General features: G+C 48.2%; 7 protein-coding genes. 6 read left to right on the forward strand and 1 reads right to left on the reverse strand.

Annotated features, from left to right (window positions below):
- Positions 1–2 precede the first annotated feature (2 nt).
- On the reverse strand, positions 3–1,052 hold the full coding sequence (locus H6760_00285; protein ID USN53599.1) for a type IV pilus twitching motility protein PilT: 1,050 nt from the start codon (positions 1,050–1,052) through the stop codon (positions 3–5).
- 389 nt (positions 1,053–1,441) lie between these two features.
- On the opposite strand from H6760_00285, the gene H6760_00290 reads away from it, so the two are divergent.
- The 6 genes from H6760_00290 (at position 1,442) to H6760_00315 (ending at position 16,961) form a co-directional block, all read left to right on the forward strand.
- Positions 1,442–2,026, forward strand: a complete 585-nt coding sequence (locus H6760_00290) for a hypothetical protein (GenBank protein ID USN53600.1) — start codon at positions 1,442–1,444, stop codon at positions 2,024–2,026.
- The gene (locus H6760_00295) at positions 2,013–2,552 is read left to right on the forward strand and encodes a hypothetical protein (GenBank protein ID USN53601.1); all 540 of its coding nucleotides are present in this window, start codon (positions 2,013–2,015) and stop codon (positions 2,550–2,552) included. Before H6760_00290 ends, H6760_00295 begins: the two co-directional genes overlap by 14 nt.
- 15 nt (positions 2,553–2,567) lie before the next feature.
- Positions 2,568–3,920, forward strand: a complete 1,353-nt coding sequence (locus tag H6760_00300) for a hypothetical protein (GenBank protein USN53602.1) — start codon at positions 2,568–2,570, stop codon at positions 3,918–3,920.
- Positions 3,920–4,864, forward strand: a complete 945-nt coding sequence (locus H6760_00305; protein USN53603.1) for a hypothetical protein — start codon at positions 3,920–3,922, stop codon at positions 4,862–4,864. Before H6760_00300 ends, H6760_00305 begins: the two co-directional genes overlap by 1 nt.
- Before the next feature lie 182 nt (positions 4,865–5,046).
- Entirely contained in the window at positions 5,047–8,292 is a 3,246-nt protein-coding gene (locus tag H6760_00310) for a VCBS repeat-containing protein (protein ID USN53604.1), read from the forward strand.
- A gap of 239 nt (positions 8,293–8,531) precedes the next feature.
- Positions 8,532–16,961, forward strand: a complete 8,430-nt coding sequence (locus tag H6760_00315; protein ID USN53605.1) for a fibronectin type III domain-containing protein — start codon at positions 8,532–8,534, stop codon at positions 16,959–16,961.
- The last annotated feature ends 25 nt before the right edge of the window (positions 16,962–16,986 follow it).

The following is a 16,986-nucleotide window of genomic DNA, read 5'->3' on the forward strand; positions in this document are numbered from 1 at the left end:
GGTTAATCGAGGAATTCAGGGTTGGCCATGTGTGCCACCGCGACTTCCCGGGAGATTAATTCGTTTTGATACATTTGTTTGAGCGATTGATCCATGGTCATCATGCCCTCCTCTGAGCTGGTCTGAATCGCTGTCTTAATCTGGTGTACCTTATTTTCTCGGATCAGGTTAGCAATAGCCGGAGTGTTGATGAGCACTTCACGAGCAGCCACACGACCGCCGCCGTTTTTCGGCAAAAGCAGCTGGGAAATAATCCCGCGCAAGAAAAGCGAGAGCTGCAAACGTACCTGCGCCTGCTGATACGGCGGGAAGACGTCAATAATACGATCGATCGATTGGGCTGCATTTAAGGTGTGCAGCGTGGCAAAAACCAAGTGACCGGTTTCGGCTAAGGTAATGGTAGAGGCGATAGTTTCTAAGTCGCGCATTTCTCCAACCAGAATGATGTTCGGATCCTGACGGAGGACGTGCTTCAAACCTTCACCAAAGCTCAACATGTCAGAGCCAAGCTGACGTTGTCGGATGACACTCTTCTTCGGTGTGTACAGGAACTCAATCGGATCTTCCAGTGTAATAATGTTCGCGTTTCGCTTAGAGTTGAGCAGCTCTATCATAGCGGCCAGGGAAGTGGACTTACCACAACCAGTTGGACCGGTAACGAGGATTAAGCCTTGATTAAGGTCAAGTAAATCATAAACCACCGGAGGCATGAGGAGCTCCTCCATAGCTGGTATGTTGGTTGAAATAACACGAGACACGAGACCCGGGTAAGTTTTTTCCCAAAGCATGTTTACACGGAAACGTGAAACATCTTTTATCTCATAGGAAATATCCAGCTCGCGTTTGCTTTCGTATATCTTGCGCTGGCTCTCATTTAATATGCTGAAGCACAAGGTTTTCACTTGCTCAGGCGTCAGAACTGGCTTATCAGGCACACGCTGCAAAACTCCATCAATACGGACGATGGGCGGGAGGTTGGCGATTAAGTGAATGTCAGAGGCTTTGTGTTTGACTGCGTAGAGAAAAATTTCGTCGATGGATAGGCTAGGCATTTTCTTTTGTTAGACAAGCATGGGTAAGTACTCCTTATAGTAGCAGGAATGAGAGAAATTCGAAATATGAAGCTCGAAATGCAAAACAAATTCGAATGAGAAAAATACCAATGAGATAAACAGGCAGGTTTTGAGCCTTGAAATATTCGCGTTTTATATGTGCTTAGGACTTAGCGCTTAGGGTTTCGTGTTTTTCTCTGTGGTCTTGACAATTTTAACAATTTGTGCTATTATCCCGCGTTACGTTGCCAGAAATGGCGGTCGTAGCACGATCATTGACAAGTGAATAGTCAGTTGATCGTCACAATAGTGAGGCAGCTTTTAGGCTGTTCTCTTGTGAATGGTCGTAAGCGTTCGAAAAAGCAGGTCTTAGACCTGGGGAGGATGCAATGGCTGATATCACCGGCTTCTTGGAAAAGATTGCCGGGGCGATAATTGGAGCCAAAGATGAAAAAGGTGCCGACCAAAAGCCAGCCACGAAAAAGAAGGGTTGGCTTGAGGACGTCGCAGAGATCGAGATGGACAGGGTTTTGCCTGCCATTGCGAGGTCTATTTTTCGTCTGACCGGCGGCCGAGGTAAGGAGTTTATCGCTCTACTCACGAGCGATCCGGCTAAGTTGGTCTGGGCTCGACTCACCCCTGATCATTGGAAGTACTCGAACCTGATCGACAATGCTCGAAATCGTCTGGCTGTTGAACTTTCCAAACTATCGACTGGAGAGGCCTCGCTCGATGATGACGAAGTAGGTCTAAGTCTGGCAGAGATCGATTGGTCCGTCGCCGACTTCGAGACACTACTTGAGGTGAGCATTGCTCGAGCCGAGTTTGAGTTGGAGTATCCCGAAATGATACCCGCCTATGATAGGTTTGTGGCAAATCTCCTGAAAGGGAATGGCGCAAAGAAGAAAGAGGGCGGTAAGGATACGAGGGGCAGCAAAGGCAAGCAGTCAGGAGGTAAAGATGGTGGAAAGTAGCAACCCCAAGAAGGGCCTCCTCGATCGCTTCCTGAAAGGGACGCCAGACGAGAAGGCCACCGTGCTGCGAAGTGTCGGCATGGGTACTGGAAGTGGAGGAGCCACGGCAAAACGTGACTTCAACGCGCTTTTGTATCGCAGTTCTCAGATCACGGATCAGATGCGTGAAGCGTATGCGGAGTTTCGACGTGGTCTCAGCATCGAACAACTGGAAGCAGTCCGGCGTATTGAGGCGACGTTGAATGATGTCGGTTCAGTACGTTCATGGCTTGAGTTGAATGATGACCAGCGTATCGAGGTGGCTGAGAACTACAGCACCACTACCGTGCCTCAGCAAGAGGTAGCCGATGCAGTTCGTGGAGCTGCCGGGGCGCTTCAACGGGGTACTGCCTCGATGGCGGGTTTTCGTGAACGCCACCGTGCTGGTCTGGAAGAGAAGAAGCAGAAGTGGCAAGAAGAAGATGAAGCAAGAGCGCGTCGGCGAGAAGCTGTGCGCGGCTGGCTTCGAAATCCTTTCCGGCGATAGTCAACGAAGGAGGTCATGATGTGGGAACGGATCAAGCGTTTCTTCGCCGGCGAGGTGGAGGACGCGCTAGGTGAGCTTGGTGGCGAAAGTGTGAATGTCATCACAGCGTTCCTGGAAACGGTCTGGTGCGTAGCCTCGGTCTTTTACCAGACTGAGGTCAGAGTGTTGAAGCGTGGGCTTCCTTGGTTGATTGTTTGGTTGACCACTTGGGCCATGACGACAATAGTAGCCTGGGTTTGCAACAACTTCTTTTGGCACCGACCTTGGTTGTCGTCAGTAATTGGTCTTGCCTCGACTCTCTTCGCCTTATTCGTCTTTATCTATGGAGGGAGAATTCTCTTCATATTAGCGGTGGCGAAGGGGATCACGACCATGAGGCTCTCGAGGTGGAAGCCCTGGGAGATAAATGTGCTCATGGAAGATCTCCGTCGGGGCATGGATGGAACGCTCGACGGGTATTTCTACTTTCTCCGGATTCTGAGTTGGGTGGCAATTGGTGAGCTCTTGTTCTTCATCTATGGGAACATCTTCCCAATGTGGAACAATTACGCCGTGATGCCGCTTTTCTTTTCCACCCTTCTTGTGTTCATACTTCTGTCGAAGAAGCTGAGCACGGGCGCGGAGAAGGCGGCTCGGATGCAGCAGGTGCAGCAGGTGATGCTCGTCATCGCCGTTCTGTGTTCGGGGAGCTTCCTGGCGCCGGGACCTTTCCAGCGCTTTGGAGCAATGCTCACGAGCCTACAGACCAAGGCAGCCTCTGACACCTGGTTCCCAGTGTCGGCGCTCTTGATCGTCTTCATCACTCTTGCGGTGTACGGCAGCAAGTCCTTGCTCAAGTACACGCAGTGGTTGATGATCGGCTTGGCGTCGTCGTACATCGGCTACGTGGCCATCTCCGCAGTCTGGATCAAGCACAACACTCCGCTCGTGCCGACGGTTTTCCTAGGTACGGTCGCTCTGGTGCTGGTGCTGGCGGCAATCGGACTCACGATGCCGAAGTCGACTGACGGGTCCGGTAAGCGGATGGCTCTTGGTGTTGGTCTGGCTGGATTGACTTGCGCCTGCCTCCTCCTCTTCTACGGGGGGAGTCAGGACGGACAGTATCTGGATCCGGTCTCGGGTGCCGCGAAGGTTTTCGTGGCAACTGATCCGGTGACAGAGACCCAGATCGGCGTTCGCGGACCAAAGGCGGCGACGTACACGGTTGATCCCGAGTACGGACAGCCCTTCGTTGCCTGGACCTCTCTCACCAGAGAGGAGCAGGACAAGTTCCGCAAGAACCCGAAGTGGATCGATGAGGTCAAGCTGGAAGGCTTGGGTCTCACGAACAGTAACGCGACCTACACACTGAAAGGAGGCACACCGTAATGGTGTCGATCCTCGATATCTATGTGCTTTTCGCCGTCTTCATGCTGGTGTTTCTCAACTTCCGGCGTGGAGACTGGACGCGGGGTATCGCAGCGGTGATCTTCGGCGCTTTGGGTGTCGGCTTCCTCGTCGGGATGATCAAGTCTTTCCCGCTGCAAGTGGGAATGCTGGAGCCTCCGCTTCGCACCTGGTCGACTGCAGGCACGGTGGAAATCGTGTTCCGCCTGGCGATCACGTTCGGCCTGATCTATTGGCTTGTGTACATGATCAGGGTAAAGAAGTGGACGCTGCGACCTGTTGTCTTGGGGATTGCGGTCCTCATGGCACTGGGCTTCGATACTGGCATGATGCTGCGACCGTACTATACGGACAGTCTCGCGCCGGTCGTCGAGGTAGCAGCAGCTGATTCACTCGAAACGAACTACGAGTCCTTGACTCTGGTCGCACGTGCGAATCAGCGAGAGAATCGGGTGCGTTCGGTTCAGAAGGGCGATCTCGTCATCTGCCGCTTCGTAGGAGAGCCTGACAAGTTCTGCTACCGAGCGCTCAAGAGCACTCCGTACTATCGGGGCGCTCGAGAGGTGCAGTTGGTCGGCTCCTATCAGGATCCTACCCAGCACTCGGTTCGTGACTACATCAACGCGACGGACTACAGCTTCCTGCTTCCGCCGTCGCGCATCAGCGCTCGACGAATCCCCACCAGCCTCAACTTCATCGGTGTCTGCGGCTATGCCCCGGCACCTCTGCAAGATGAGGTGGCAAGCTTCGTGGTACGGGAGTCAGGGGATTTGTACATCGGGTATAACACCCGAGCCTACAATATGCCTTTGACTCGCTTCGCTACCTTCAACTTCGGCTACTGGCACGCACCCATGAATCCTCCTACGGTGAATGGGGAACGTGTCTTTCAGGTCACGGTCATTCCTGCTGGAGAGTGGGGATGATCACAATGTTCTTTTACCTTCAACCGCCTGGGCGTGGAAGCCCTGGCTATCAAAGGCCCTGTCTCGAATAAACAACGAGAGACAGGGTCTTTTTCTTTTTGTAAGCACACCAAGGCTGGGATGCCTTGGCTAGTTGTTATTACCTTGAAATTCAGGCCATTTTTTGCTATACTGCACCTACCATGCGATTTCATTTAGCTTCACGCATCCTCATCGGAGCGCTTCTCGTGCTTACTGGAGCGCTATTTTCGCATACCGTGTTTGCTGCATATGGTGATGTGACGAGTTTTACCAGCAAAGTGTATGCAGGAGATGGCGGACAAGCAGCTAATGCATGGTTAGATTTTCCGGAAGATATTAATTTTGATGCTGATGGCAACCTTTACGTTGCTGATACAGAGAATTTTGTTATTCGAAAAATAGACACGAACGGCGTGATCAGCACCTACGCCGGATCTGGCCATTATGGTTTTTACAATGCGCCTGGGAATGCTGCTCAATTTGCTTCGCCAAAAGGACTTGCCATTGATAGCTCAGGGAATATCTACGTGGCGGACACGGATAACAACATGATTCGCAAGATTGATCGTTATCGTGGCATCTCCACTGTGTTATCAGACAATTTGAACGCTCCCGAAGGTATCACAGTATATGGTAGCTATCTCTACATTGCCGATACTGGGAATAACGCAGTAAAAAAACTCAATCTTGGTAACGGACGAGTTGATATTCTTAGTTCTGATGTTTCTCATCCACGTAAGTTAGTAGTAAATACTGATGGGAGCTTAGTCTATGTCACTGACTCGGGAAATAATCGAGTAGTTTCAGTGAATACCAGCACCGGATTAACCTCATTGATTGCTGGAAGCTCAGAAGGGTATCGAGAGGGTGTGGGAAGTGCGGCAAAGTTTTCTAATCTCGCAGGAATTGCCTTTGACGGCACCTATATATATGTGGGCGATGGATCAGGGCATGATAATCGCATTCGCAAAATCCACATTGGCACGAGACAGACAAGCTTGGTGGCTGATGATCCTCGTTTGCAAGTATTTAGCACTCCTTTTGGCATCCGGATTCGAAACGGGAAAATCTACGGCGCCAGCACCGGAAATAGCACCATCCAATCCTTTACTGCTTCAAACGGCGAACACTATGCGCGCATCGCCGGAATTGATCGCTTTGGTTATCGTAACGGGTCAATCACTGAAGCGCTTTTTGGTCGACCAAATGATGTGGTTATGAACGCGGCTCGGACAAAAATGTATGTAGCTGAGAATAATAAGATTCGTGAAATTAACCTCGAAACCAGTCAGGTTCGATTAGTAGCGGGTAACTCGATTGATGATTACGTAGGCGAGGGACAAAGCGGATCCGCAGCTCGCTTCAGCACTATTACTGCCATGGCAATCAATAGTGATGGAGATACGCTCTATGTGGTTGATCACTGGAATAATCGCATTCGCGCAGTCGACGTTGCCACGGGCACTACGTCTTTAATTGCTGGAGGAGGAGAGTACAATACGAGTGGCTCAGGCAATGGTTATGCAGAGGGAAGTGGAGAAAGTGCTCGTTTTGATAATCCTTTTGGTATTGCTATTTCGCCTGACGATACCACCTTATATATCACTGATGTAGCAAATCGTCGTATTCGTAAAGTGGTTATTTCGACTGGCGCCACCTCTCTTGTTGCTGGCTCAGGTGCAAATACTTCAAGTGATGGCTCAGGTGCTGCCGCGTCATTTATGTATCCGGCTGGCATTACTATCGATACCGCAGGTGAAAATCTCTATGTAGCAGATCGCGATGCGCATACTTTGCGTAAGATTCGCTTGTCCGATGCTATGGTCACCACGATCGTTGGTACGGCCGGTCGACAAGGTTATCGTGATGGCATTGGTGCAAATGCTGTCCTTTCTTATCCGCTGTATGTGAAGTGGGGCAGTGATAATCGCCTTTATTTCTCCGAAGCAGGATCGCTTCGACTTCGCTTAGTAGAAGTGAGTGACATGTTAACTAAATTGGTAGCTGGTAGCGGAAATCGTGGCTATCACGATAGCACACGGACTGATGCAAAATTCAATAATATCGCTGGATTTGCTGTTGATATTCCTTCACATACGCTTTTTGCTGCTGATAATCGTAATGATTTAATTCGACGTATTAGTATTGCCGGTTCGCCGCCTTACTCTGATCCACAACCAGTTGTACAAGGTGTGCGACCAAGTCCGATAAAAGATCAAACAGATGCGTCAGCCGTAGCCTATCTCGATGTTTTGGGCGCGAACTTCCTGCATGGCGCCGAAACAAAGTTTGGTGATTTTCGCACTACTACCTATGTAAAGAGTGATTCGCAGCTTACCGTAGTTATCCCGATCGGTTTGATGGAGCCGGGACACTACGATGTCTCAGTGACAAATCTTGATGGCCAGGTTGATATCCTTACCAATGGCTTTGGTCTCTCTGATGCGAATGGAAATGTGCCGGAGCGCTTCTTCCCCATTTTGGAGCAAGGTGGCTTCTATGCCTATGCGCCAAACTTCCCAGGAGGAGTAAATCTGAGTTCCGGCGATGTGAATAATGACGGTCGTGATGAAATAATTACCGCCCCGGCATCTCTCGGTGGACCACATGTTCGTTACTTTACCAAAGATGGCTCTGTGGTCGGTCAGCTCTTTGCCTATGCGCCGAGTTATCGCGGGGGAGTGAGTGTTGCCTCTTGCGACATTGATGGTGATGGTAAGGACGACATCGTGACGGGTACGGATGGAGCGAAGGCGCCGCATGTACGTATCTTGCGAGCCGACGGTTCATTAATTAACCAATTCTTTGCCTACCCGCAGGCTTTCCGGATCGGTGTGACAGTAGCCTGTGGTGATGTGACTGGTGACGGTAATCCGGAAATTGTAGTGAGTCCGCAAGCACGCGGTGGTCCACACGTCCGCGTCTTTACTCCAAATGGCCAATTAGTTTCTCAATTCTTTGCCTACCCGGCACATTTTCGCTTAGGTCTCGACTTAGCTCTCGGCGACACTGACGGGGACGGTACAAAAGAAATTATTGTCGCACCGTTGACCAATGGCGGTCCACATGTTCGCCGTTTTAATGCGCAGGGTCAACTCCTCGGTCAATTCTTTGCCTACGGTGCAAATCTGAGAACTGGAATCACTATTGAAGCTGGCGATACCGATGGTGATGGTCGGGATGAAATTGTGACTGGCACTGAGAATGGCGCAGCGCCTCACATTCGTATCTTTGATGGTAATGGATCTGTTGAAGGACAGTTCTATGGATTTGCTTCGCGCCTCCGCAATGGTGTACACATTGGGGTAGGTGATTACGACGGTGATGGTGTTGCCGATATTGCCGCAAGCTTGGCGCGTGGTCTTTCCACAGTGCATGTCTACGATAGCAACGGCAACGATTTGTAATTGCTTGATTTAGAAAAAACCTTGAGAATTTAGGGTTTTTTTATTTATTATTACGTTCTTGCAAAAAAGAAAAAAATGTGTTAAAATAATTTAGGTAAATTCATGTTCGTAATTGTGAAAAACCTCGGTATTTCCAAGCTTGTGCCGTGGAACGATTGAAACAAAGAAAAGTCAGAATAGGGGAAAAACGCCAATTTAGAAAAACAAGGGGGAAAACTCTTGGGAGTGGTGGCGTATTTTTGCGTCGTCGAGCAAAGAAAAAAACCCTAGGTTTTCGACAGTTTATTACACGTTCTGTTCGCCTAAGCCCTCGTCCAGCGCTTATTGGCGCTTTTGTGGCGCTCGCAGCCCTGGGTGGCATTTGGTATTGGTATGCCCGTTCATCTTTTGCTGTATCGGAAATCTACACATTTAGCAGCCAATCTGAATGGGAATCAGGTGAGTATTGGCTTCACCAACTCGATACGAAAACGTCAGCTGGTGATATTTCTATAGCTAGTGGAAGTGTTGGGTCTTGGGATGCTGGTACTCCGGGATATCCAGCAAACGAGCGGGGAAATCCTACCATCGTTCCAGAGGGCACGAATTATGGTGCCGATTTAGTGACTGATGGATATTACGTATACATGATCGTGGGAGGTCGGCAGCCAGGCTTCTTCCGTTACAACCCAGACACTAACACCTGGAAGTCATTAGCCGATGCGCCAACTTCTTTCTACTATGGAAGTGCGCTGACTTACTACGATGGAAAGATATACGCCATCAATGGACAAGAGGGTGATCCAAGCGCTGATTATTCCGCCGTGCTTTTCAGTTACGATATTGCTACAGATCTTTGGACACGCTTGGCAGATGCGCCATCAAACTGGGGGCTTGGGTCAGATATCATCAGTGGTCGCAATGGTAAGCTCTACGCGGTTAAAGGACAAAGCACCGACTTTTTCTGGTCATATAACATTTCCAACGACACTTGGAGTGATACCCTGCCGAGTATTCCGGCTCCCTATCAAATCTATACTACCAATAGCCACACCTTAGAATTTTCTGATGTGTCCTACGGAGGGCCCGATCCAGTAAATTGTGAGGCTGGTTGTATTTATGCTTTTCGTGGGAACAATAATCGGCAATTTTTACGATTTGATATCCAGTTGAATCAATGGGTAACTGGATTTGCCGATATTCCTTCAGCAATACGCGGAATACATTATGGAAGCTCGATGGCCTTTGATGATGTGAATGGTATGATGTACGCCTTTACCGGAGGAAACGATGATGAATTTGTAAAATATGATATTGCAAATGAAACCTGGGATGCCGACACCTTGGATACGCCGGACGCACCTCGCGCAGTATATTACGGCGGGGCGCTTGTGTATTTACAAGGCTACGTGTATGGAACTCTAGGAAGTAACCTGAGTGAGTTTGTTCGTTACGATGTCACTGCAGGTGAATGGAATTCAATTGTAAGTCCAGCCGCCTCCAGTACTAATGTTAATAATCCAGAAGATGAACTCATGGCCTATGTGCCAAACGGTGCGGATTGTGCTGATGCCGATGGTTGTCTTTTCTTAGCACGTGGATCAAATAGTAACACTTTTTGGCGCTATGATATTGGAGCAAAAACCTGGAATTCACTTACGAACATCACTGCCAGCGTCTATTATGGCGGCTCATTATGCTACGACGGTAACAACAATATTTTTATTGCTCGAGGCGCAAATACTACTTCTGTCTATAATTACAGTATTAGCGGTAATAGCTTTTCTTCACTAACCTCACCAGGCGCGATTGGAAATGGTGGGGCGATCACATGTTTAGGCGATAATAACTTTTATCTTTTGCGGGGAAATAACCAGCCGAGTTTTTATCACTACAATGGTTCATGGACGACAGAAACAAATATCCCGGTTGCTCAGGCAAACCTCGGTGCAGCGGCAACGAATGATGGAACTTATATTTACGTGATGGCCGGTAACTTACGCGGGAGCTTTTTCCGTTTTGAGCCGGGCGTCGGTTGGACTGAGTTACCTGGATTGCCTACCTCATCCTACTATACCGGAACACTGGAATACGATGGTGTGGATAGTATTTATGCAATTGCCGGACGCTATGAAAAAGACTTTTGGCGCTACGATATTACTGATCAGACTTGGAATCGTATCACTGATTTGCCAGGCCGTTTTGTAAACTCCCATGCCGCTGCTCATGATGATGCGAATGATATTCTCTATTTACTCCGAGGTTTCGGCACATCATCTATCTATCGCTTCAATACAGAAACAGATGCGTATATCCCGAGTGCAAATTGGGTTTCACCAATTATCGACCTCACCTATGTTTCATCGTTTACGAGTTTTGGTGACTCAGCAACTACACCAGGCTCAACTTCTTTTACCTACGAGTCTCGTACTTCCGACGATAAAGTAAATTGGTCAGCTTGGCAGACGATTACCGGAGGCACAAGCATTCAATCTCCTACCAATCGGTATATTCAGATCAAGATAACTTTTAACTCTGACGACACCAATACTCCAACGCTCTCCAGCTTCAGCATCACCTATGAAAAAGATTCAGTTGATCCGACAAACCCGACAATCACCGGGTATTCCAACAGTGGCAAAACCGCAACCCTAAATTCTGGATCTTCCTATTACCATACCAATCCTTACTTTGAATTCTCGGGTGCTAGTGATGCCGAGTCTGGTGTAGTCGGCTACTATGTTGCCTGGACGACAAACGCGACGCTTGATCCAAGTGCGGATGAAGACTATTTCCAGACAAGCGAGTCCTTTGAAGTAAATACCAGTTTACAAACGAGCGCGCCTGGTCCGAATTATTATCTCCGCATCGCAACAAAAGACGGGGCGGGTAATGTCTCAACGCCGCAAACTGCTTTTACCTATGTATACTCCGGTATCTCACCGGCTTCAGCAACAACTTGGACAACCCAAGGTGACTTTGAGACAAGCGGAACAAGTGGCACAAATGTGAATACTGCGGCTAATAGTGGCGTTGATCTTACCTTAAGCTCCATTACTGATGGCGTATGGACAAACGAAGCGCCAACTCCTAATAACGTTAGTCATGGTGCTAGCTTAGCCTATGACGGAAACGATACGCTGTATTTTGTTCGTGGCACTAACTCACAAGAAATCTACGCGTATTCTATTTCTCAAAAAACCTACACCCAGCTCACGAACTATGGAGTCAATGTATATAATGGATCGAGCATGGTGTACATCCCTAGTGGCGCTCAGTGTGCTGACGCTACCGGATGTTTATTTGTGACACGCGGTGCTACCTCGCAAACTTTTCAGCGTTACAATATTGCCGCGGCTACATGGTCACCTCTCACAGATGTACCCGGAGTAGTGAACTATGGGAGCTCGATAGCCTGGGGTCAGGGAAATTATCTCTATGTGACCCGTGGAAACAACTCAAGCGACCTTTATCGTTACTCTATTTCAGGTAATTCCTGGACTAGCCTTACTTCAACCGATCAAACGCTTTATTATGGATCGACCCTTGTATATGTTGCGCCTGGTGATTATTGCGCTGATCCAACCGGATGTCTCTTTGCTACTCGGGGAAACTCAGATTCTGACTTGTATCAATATAATATAAGTGAAAATTCTTGGATTTATCTTACGAACGCGCCTATTTGGACGCAGTATGGCGCATCATCATACTACTTAAATGGCGCCCTGTATCTCGTGCGTGGTTATCTCGCAAATGATTTCTTGAAGTATGATATTGCCAACGACTCGTGGTCTTATCTCGATGAAATTCCCACCAACCACTATCAAGGTAGTACCAATGGTTTAACCTACGTTCCTTCCACAGATACCATGTATCTTCTGCGGGGCTATAGCGACTACTCCCTCTTTGCCTATGATGTGTCAGAGGATCGATGGAAAACGCCAAGCTTGCCGCAGGATATTTCAAACACTGGATTCTATTATGGCGCAGTAGCCTATGATAGTAATATTGATCAGTTATATGTTTCGCGCGGACAAAATTACACTGATTGGTGGGCTTTCCATATCGATACAGATGAATGGGAAGAGTTAGCTGATGTGCCAATGCGTGTCTACCAGGGTGCTGATGCTTCTGTGATAGATCATGCCAGCAATCAATACGATGGTGTATATTTAATGAATGGCGCCGAAAGTCTCGGTGACAGTGTTGGCTATTTCTTCCGATATAGCCGCACGACAGATCTGTGGACTCGTCTAGCTGATCTACCAGCTGAGCCAGGACTTGGTGCTGATCTTGTTTGGGATGGAGTTGATACCCTCTATTCGCCTCGTGGACAAAACACCACGACCTATTATAAGTATACGATTTCTACAAATACCTGGGACACAGTTGCTTCAACAGTTCCAGGGGCTGTATATCAAGGTGGTTGTCAGGTAAATGGCGGTGACGGATATATTTACTTAGTACGAGGACAAAACACTGCTAACATTTATCGCTTCAACATTTCGACCGAAACTTGGGACGCTGCTGGCACCCTAACCTCGGCCCCGGGCAATTTCTATTACGGCGATGCATGTGTCTTAGATGGGCAGGGTAATATCCTCATCCCACGTGGCAATAATACGACAGACATGTATGTCTATAACATTGCTGGTGATAGTTGGTCCACTCGATCGGTATTGCAGTACTTTGAATACGGCGAATTGGCCATGACTTCAAATAACGTCATTCTCGGTTTCCGTGGTGAAAGCACCTCTGCTCTACAGCGCTATGTTGTTGCCACAAGCACGACTGGCTTTGAGGGGAATGGCTCATGGACATCCCAAATTCTTGACTTTGGCACCGGCGCTTATGGATATGCTGGACTGAGTTTAGATGTGACGAATCCGGCGAATACATCTGTAAGTTTGGAAACTCGTACGTGCTCGGATGCTGGATGTGCTGGTGATGAAAACGATGCACATTGGAGTGATTGGGCAGAAGCGACCAGCACGCAAAGCCTTGGGAGCGTCACCTCATATACCGTTGCTTCCAGTGTTGCGCAGTATGGTCAGGTTCGCATTCGCTTTGTGTCTGATCAACTCTATACCTCCAGCGTACATAGCCTTAGTTGGTCTTCGTATAGTGATGGAACTGCACCAAATAATCCAAGCGCAGCTAGTGCGTATACTGATTCAGGCAAGACAACTGGAATCACGGACAATACTTGGACCGCTGAAACAACTCCGTATTTTGAATGGAGCTCCACAGATAATACCGGCGGTATAGGCGTACAGGGCGCTTATGTCTACTTTGGTACAAACAGCGCTCTTGATCCTGTCGACGATGCCGATGATGCAACGAACTTGGCCTATAAGAGTGGTACTAACTTCTATAACGCAAGTAGCGGAACAGTATCCTGGGATGCATCTACGCAGGCATCAGGATCCTTGAGCTCTGGTACTTACTACCTCAAAGTAAAAACACAGGACTTTAATACAAATGTAACCGCATCGGCTGCATCTATCTTTACTTACAAAATTGATACACAGGTTCCAACTGATCCAAGTGGTGTCTCAGCCGATCCAGCAGGATATACCTCGGTGAATAATTTTGACTTCTCTTGGACTGCTTCCTCCGACACACACTCAGGTGTGACTCAATATTGTTGGAAGACCGGGGACGTAGGCTCAACTGATACTTGTATCGATTCTAGCATAACAACGGTGACTGACATTCTGGCATATCAAACTCGTGGCAATACCTTCTATGTTCGTGCCAAGGACAATGCGGGGAACTATTCTAACTACGCAACAACAACCTACTTCTATGCTGGTGATGCGCCGACGGAGCCGCTTACGCTTGTAGCCACTCCAACAACGGCTGAGAATACAAATGCCTTCTCATTCTCATGGAGCTTACCAAATACTTGTCTTGGCCGGACACCATGTCAGGCTGCTGACATTATTCGTTACTGTTATACGATTAACGAGTTGCCGAGTCAGGCAAACTGTGGCACAAATTTGGATGGCAACGCTACGCCAAGTCCGGACGGAGGATGGACCACGTCGACTCAGACATCTAATCGACTCTTGCCGGCCTTCTCAGCTGCGACTCAGCAGGATGTAAACACGCTCTACTTGGTAGCAGCTGATGCGATTAATAATATTGATTACGCGAATTACGCAGAAGTGAACTATACTTTCACTTCTACTGCCCCTGGACCTCCAGCCAGCTTGCAAGCAACTGACTCATCTGATCGGGCTAGCGAAGAATTTTCAACTACCTTAACTTGGAGCACGCCAAGCGATGTAGGGGACGGCGTTGAGTTATACAAAATTTATCGTTGTGACGAAAATAGTACTGACTGTGATAATCCTTCATCAAGCGAAGATCCGCCAACCTATTACACCAATATCGCAAATACTACTACACGCGGTTATCTCGATGTTGAGCTAGATACGACCATTACTTATCGTTACTTTGTCCGGGCAATTGGGCCAGGTAATGCGCCGTCTGGTAATTCTGCTGTAGTAAGCATTAAGCCAGAGGGTAAGTTTGTGAATCCTCCACTCATTATTGGACAAGTATCAGCGGTGCCAAAGGTAACTACCGCTGAGATGGAGTGGTTGACCGCTGATGATGTAGGTACCGGTGGTGTTGTTATTCCTCACCCTGCTTCTTCCTTTGTTGAATATGGAGAAACTACCGCCTATGGTAACGAAACCGGTTCATCTGAATTGGTGAATGCGCACAGCGTGACTATAACCGGCTTAGCTGCTGATACCACCTATCATGCGCGGGCGTTCTGGATTGATGTCGATGGAAATCGTGGTGAGTCATCAGACTTTGAATTCACTACCTTGGGCGCCCCATCTGCCCCAACAAACGTAACAGTAGATCCGACCACAAACACAGCAAATCGATTCACTTTCTCATGGGATGCACCAAGCGACGAAGGTATTGAGATTGGTGGGTATTTCTACTCAGTGAATACTTTGCCAAATGAAACGAATGCCAAGTTTACTGCGAACACCAGCGTGGGTCCGTTCCGAGCAGCTACTCAGCAGGATAAAAATACTTTCTACGTTGTGGCATCTGACACTTCAGCCAACGTCGATTTCGATAACTACGCTACGGTAGAATTTGAAGCACATACGACACCGCCTGAACCTCCGCTTAATCTCTTTATCGAAGACTCATCAAACCGTGATACTGAAAATTATCTCGCTACGCTGACCTGGTCCGAGCCGGGCATTCCAACCAGTACAGGAGGTCTCGTTTCGAGTGAGGAAGTAGACGAGGAAATTTCTTACGAGGTGTATCGTAAAGCTGAAGGGGAGGATGACTTTAGTAAAATTGCTAGCGTCAGTTCAACCGCTTATCTTGATGCAGGACTAGAGGGTGGAAAAACATATGAGTATACTGTCACGGCAGCTGATTCGGCTGGTGCAACTTCAGACCAGGCTGAGGCGGTGGATGTCGTTCCAACTGGTCGCTACACAACACCGCCGGATATTACTCAGGGCCCAACAGTCACGGCTGATTCCTTTAGCGCCAAGGTAGAATGGGACACTGAACGTCCAACATCCTCATTCATAGAGTTTGGTCTCACAGCAGATTTAGGTGATGAGCAAGGCACCTCTGATCTTATTTCAGATCATAGTGTGATTGTTACTGGCTTGAAGCCTACTACAACATACTACTATCGCGTGAAGTCGATCGATATTGATGAAAACGTGGGCTATTCCAGCGTGGGTAGCTTTACTACCCTAGAGGCTCCGCGAGTGCTTGATGCAAAGATTAGTAACATACGTCTCTTTGACGCTACTATTACTTGGACCACCAACAAGGAAACAACCACTGCCTTACAATATGGCACTACGACTAATTATGGATTTACAGTGAATGACACTAGTGGCTCATTTGCCTTCACACATACTTTGCAGCTACAAGGCTTGGCCGACGGCACGACATATAATGTCCAGTTAACCGGTACTGATCGTAGTGGAAATGCCGTCCAATCTGACAACTATGTATTTACTACGCTGACCTTCCCGCGCATCCTCAGCTTTGAAACTGAAAACAAAGCAGAGGGAGAGACTGAAGTTCGTTGGACTACCAATGTGCCAACTACTTCTCTCGTTGAGTACTATAACGAAACAAGTCCGCCAAAAACACAAGGTAACACTGCCCTGGTGACTGATCACGCTATCCTCCTCTTTGGTCTCGAGGACGCTACAGTATACAACTATACAATTCTCGGCGAAGATCAGTTTGGTAATAAGGTAGAGTCGGATGAAAATAATTTCCGTACCTTGGAAGATACCACGCCGCCAATTATTTCCAACGTAAAAGTAGAATCAAACACCATTGGTTCTGGTGAGGCTTCTCGTGTACAGATCATTGTTAGCTTCCGGACAAATGAACCCACCTCTACTCAAGTGCTCTATGGACAGGGATCAGCAGGTACCACCCAAGAGACTGATGTAAATGGTGAGCTTGTGTATGATCATTTGATGGTTATTCAAGATCTTGATCCGGCGCGTACTTACGTCGTAAAAGCTGTGGCAGTTGATAAGGCCGGAAACGGTTCAGAGTCTGATGTGTACACTGTGTTGACGTCACGATCACGTGATTCCTTCCTCCAGCTTATCATCGCCAACCTCGAAGACACCTTTGCCTGGCTCGGTAATTTGACTCCGGGTTAGCGAGATAAGATAGGGTAAAAATCCT

Source organism: Candidatus Nomurabacteria bacterium (assembly GCA_023898465.1).
Lineage (GTDB): Bacteria > Patescibacteriota > Patescibacteriia > HK-STAS-PATE-3 > HK-STAS-PATE-3 > HK-STAS-PATE-3.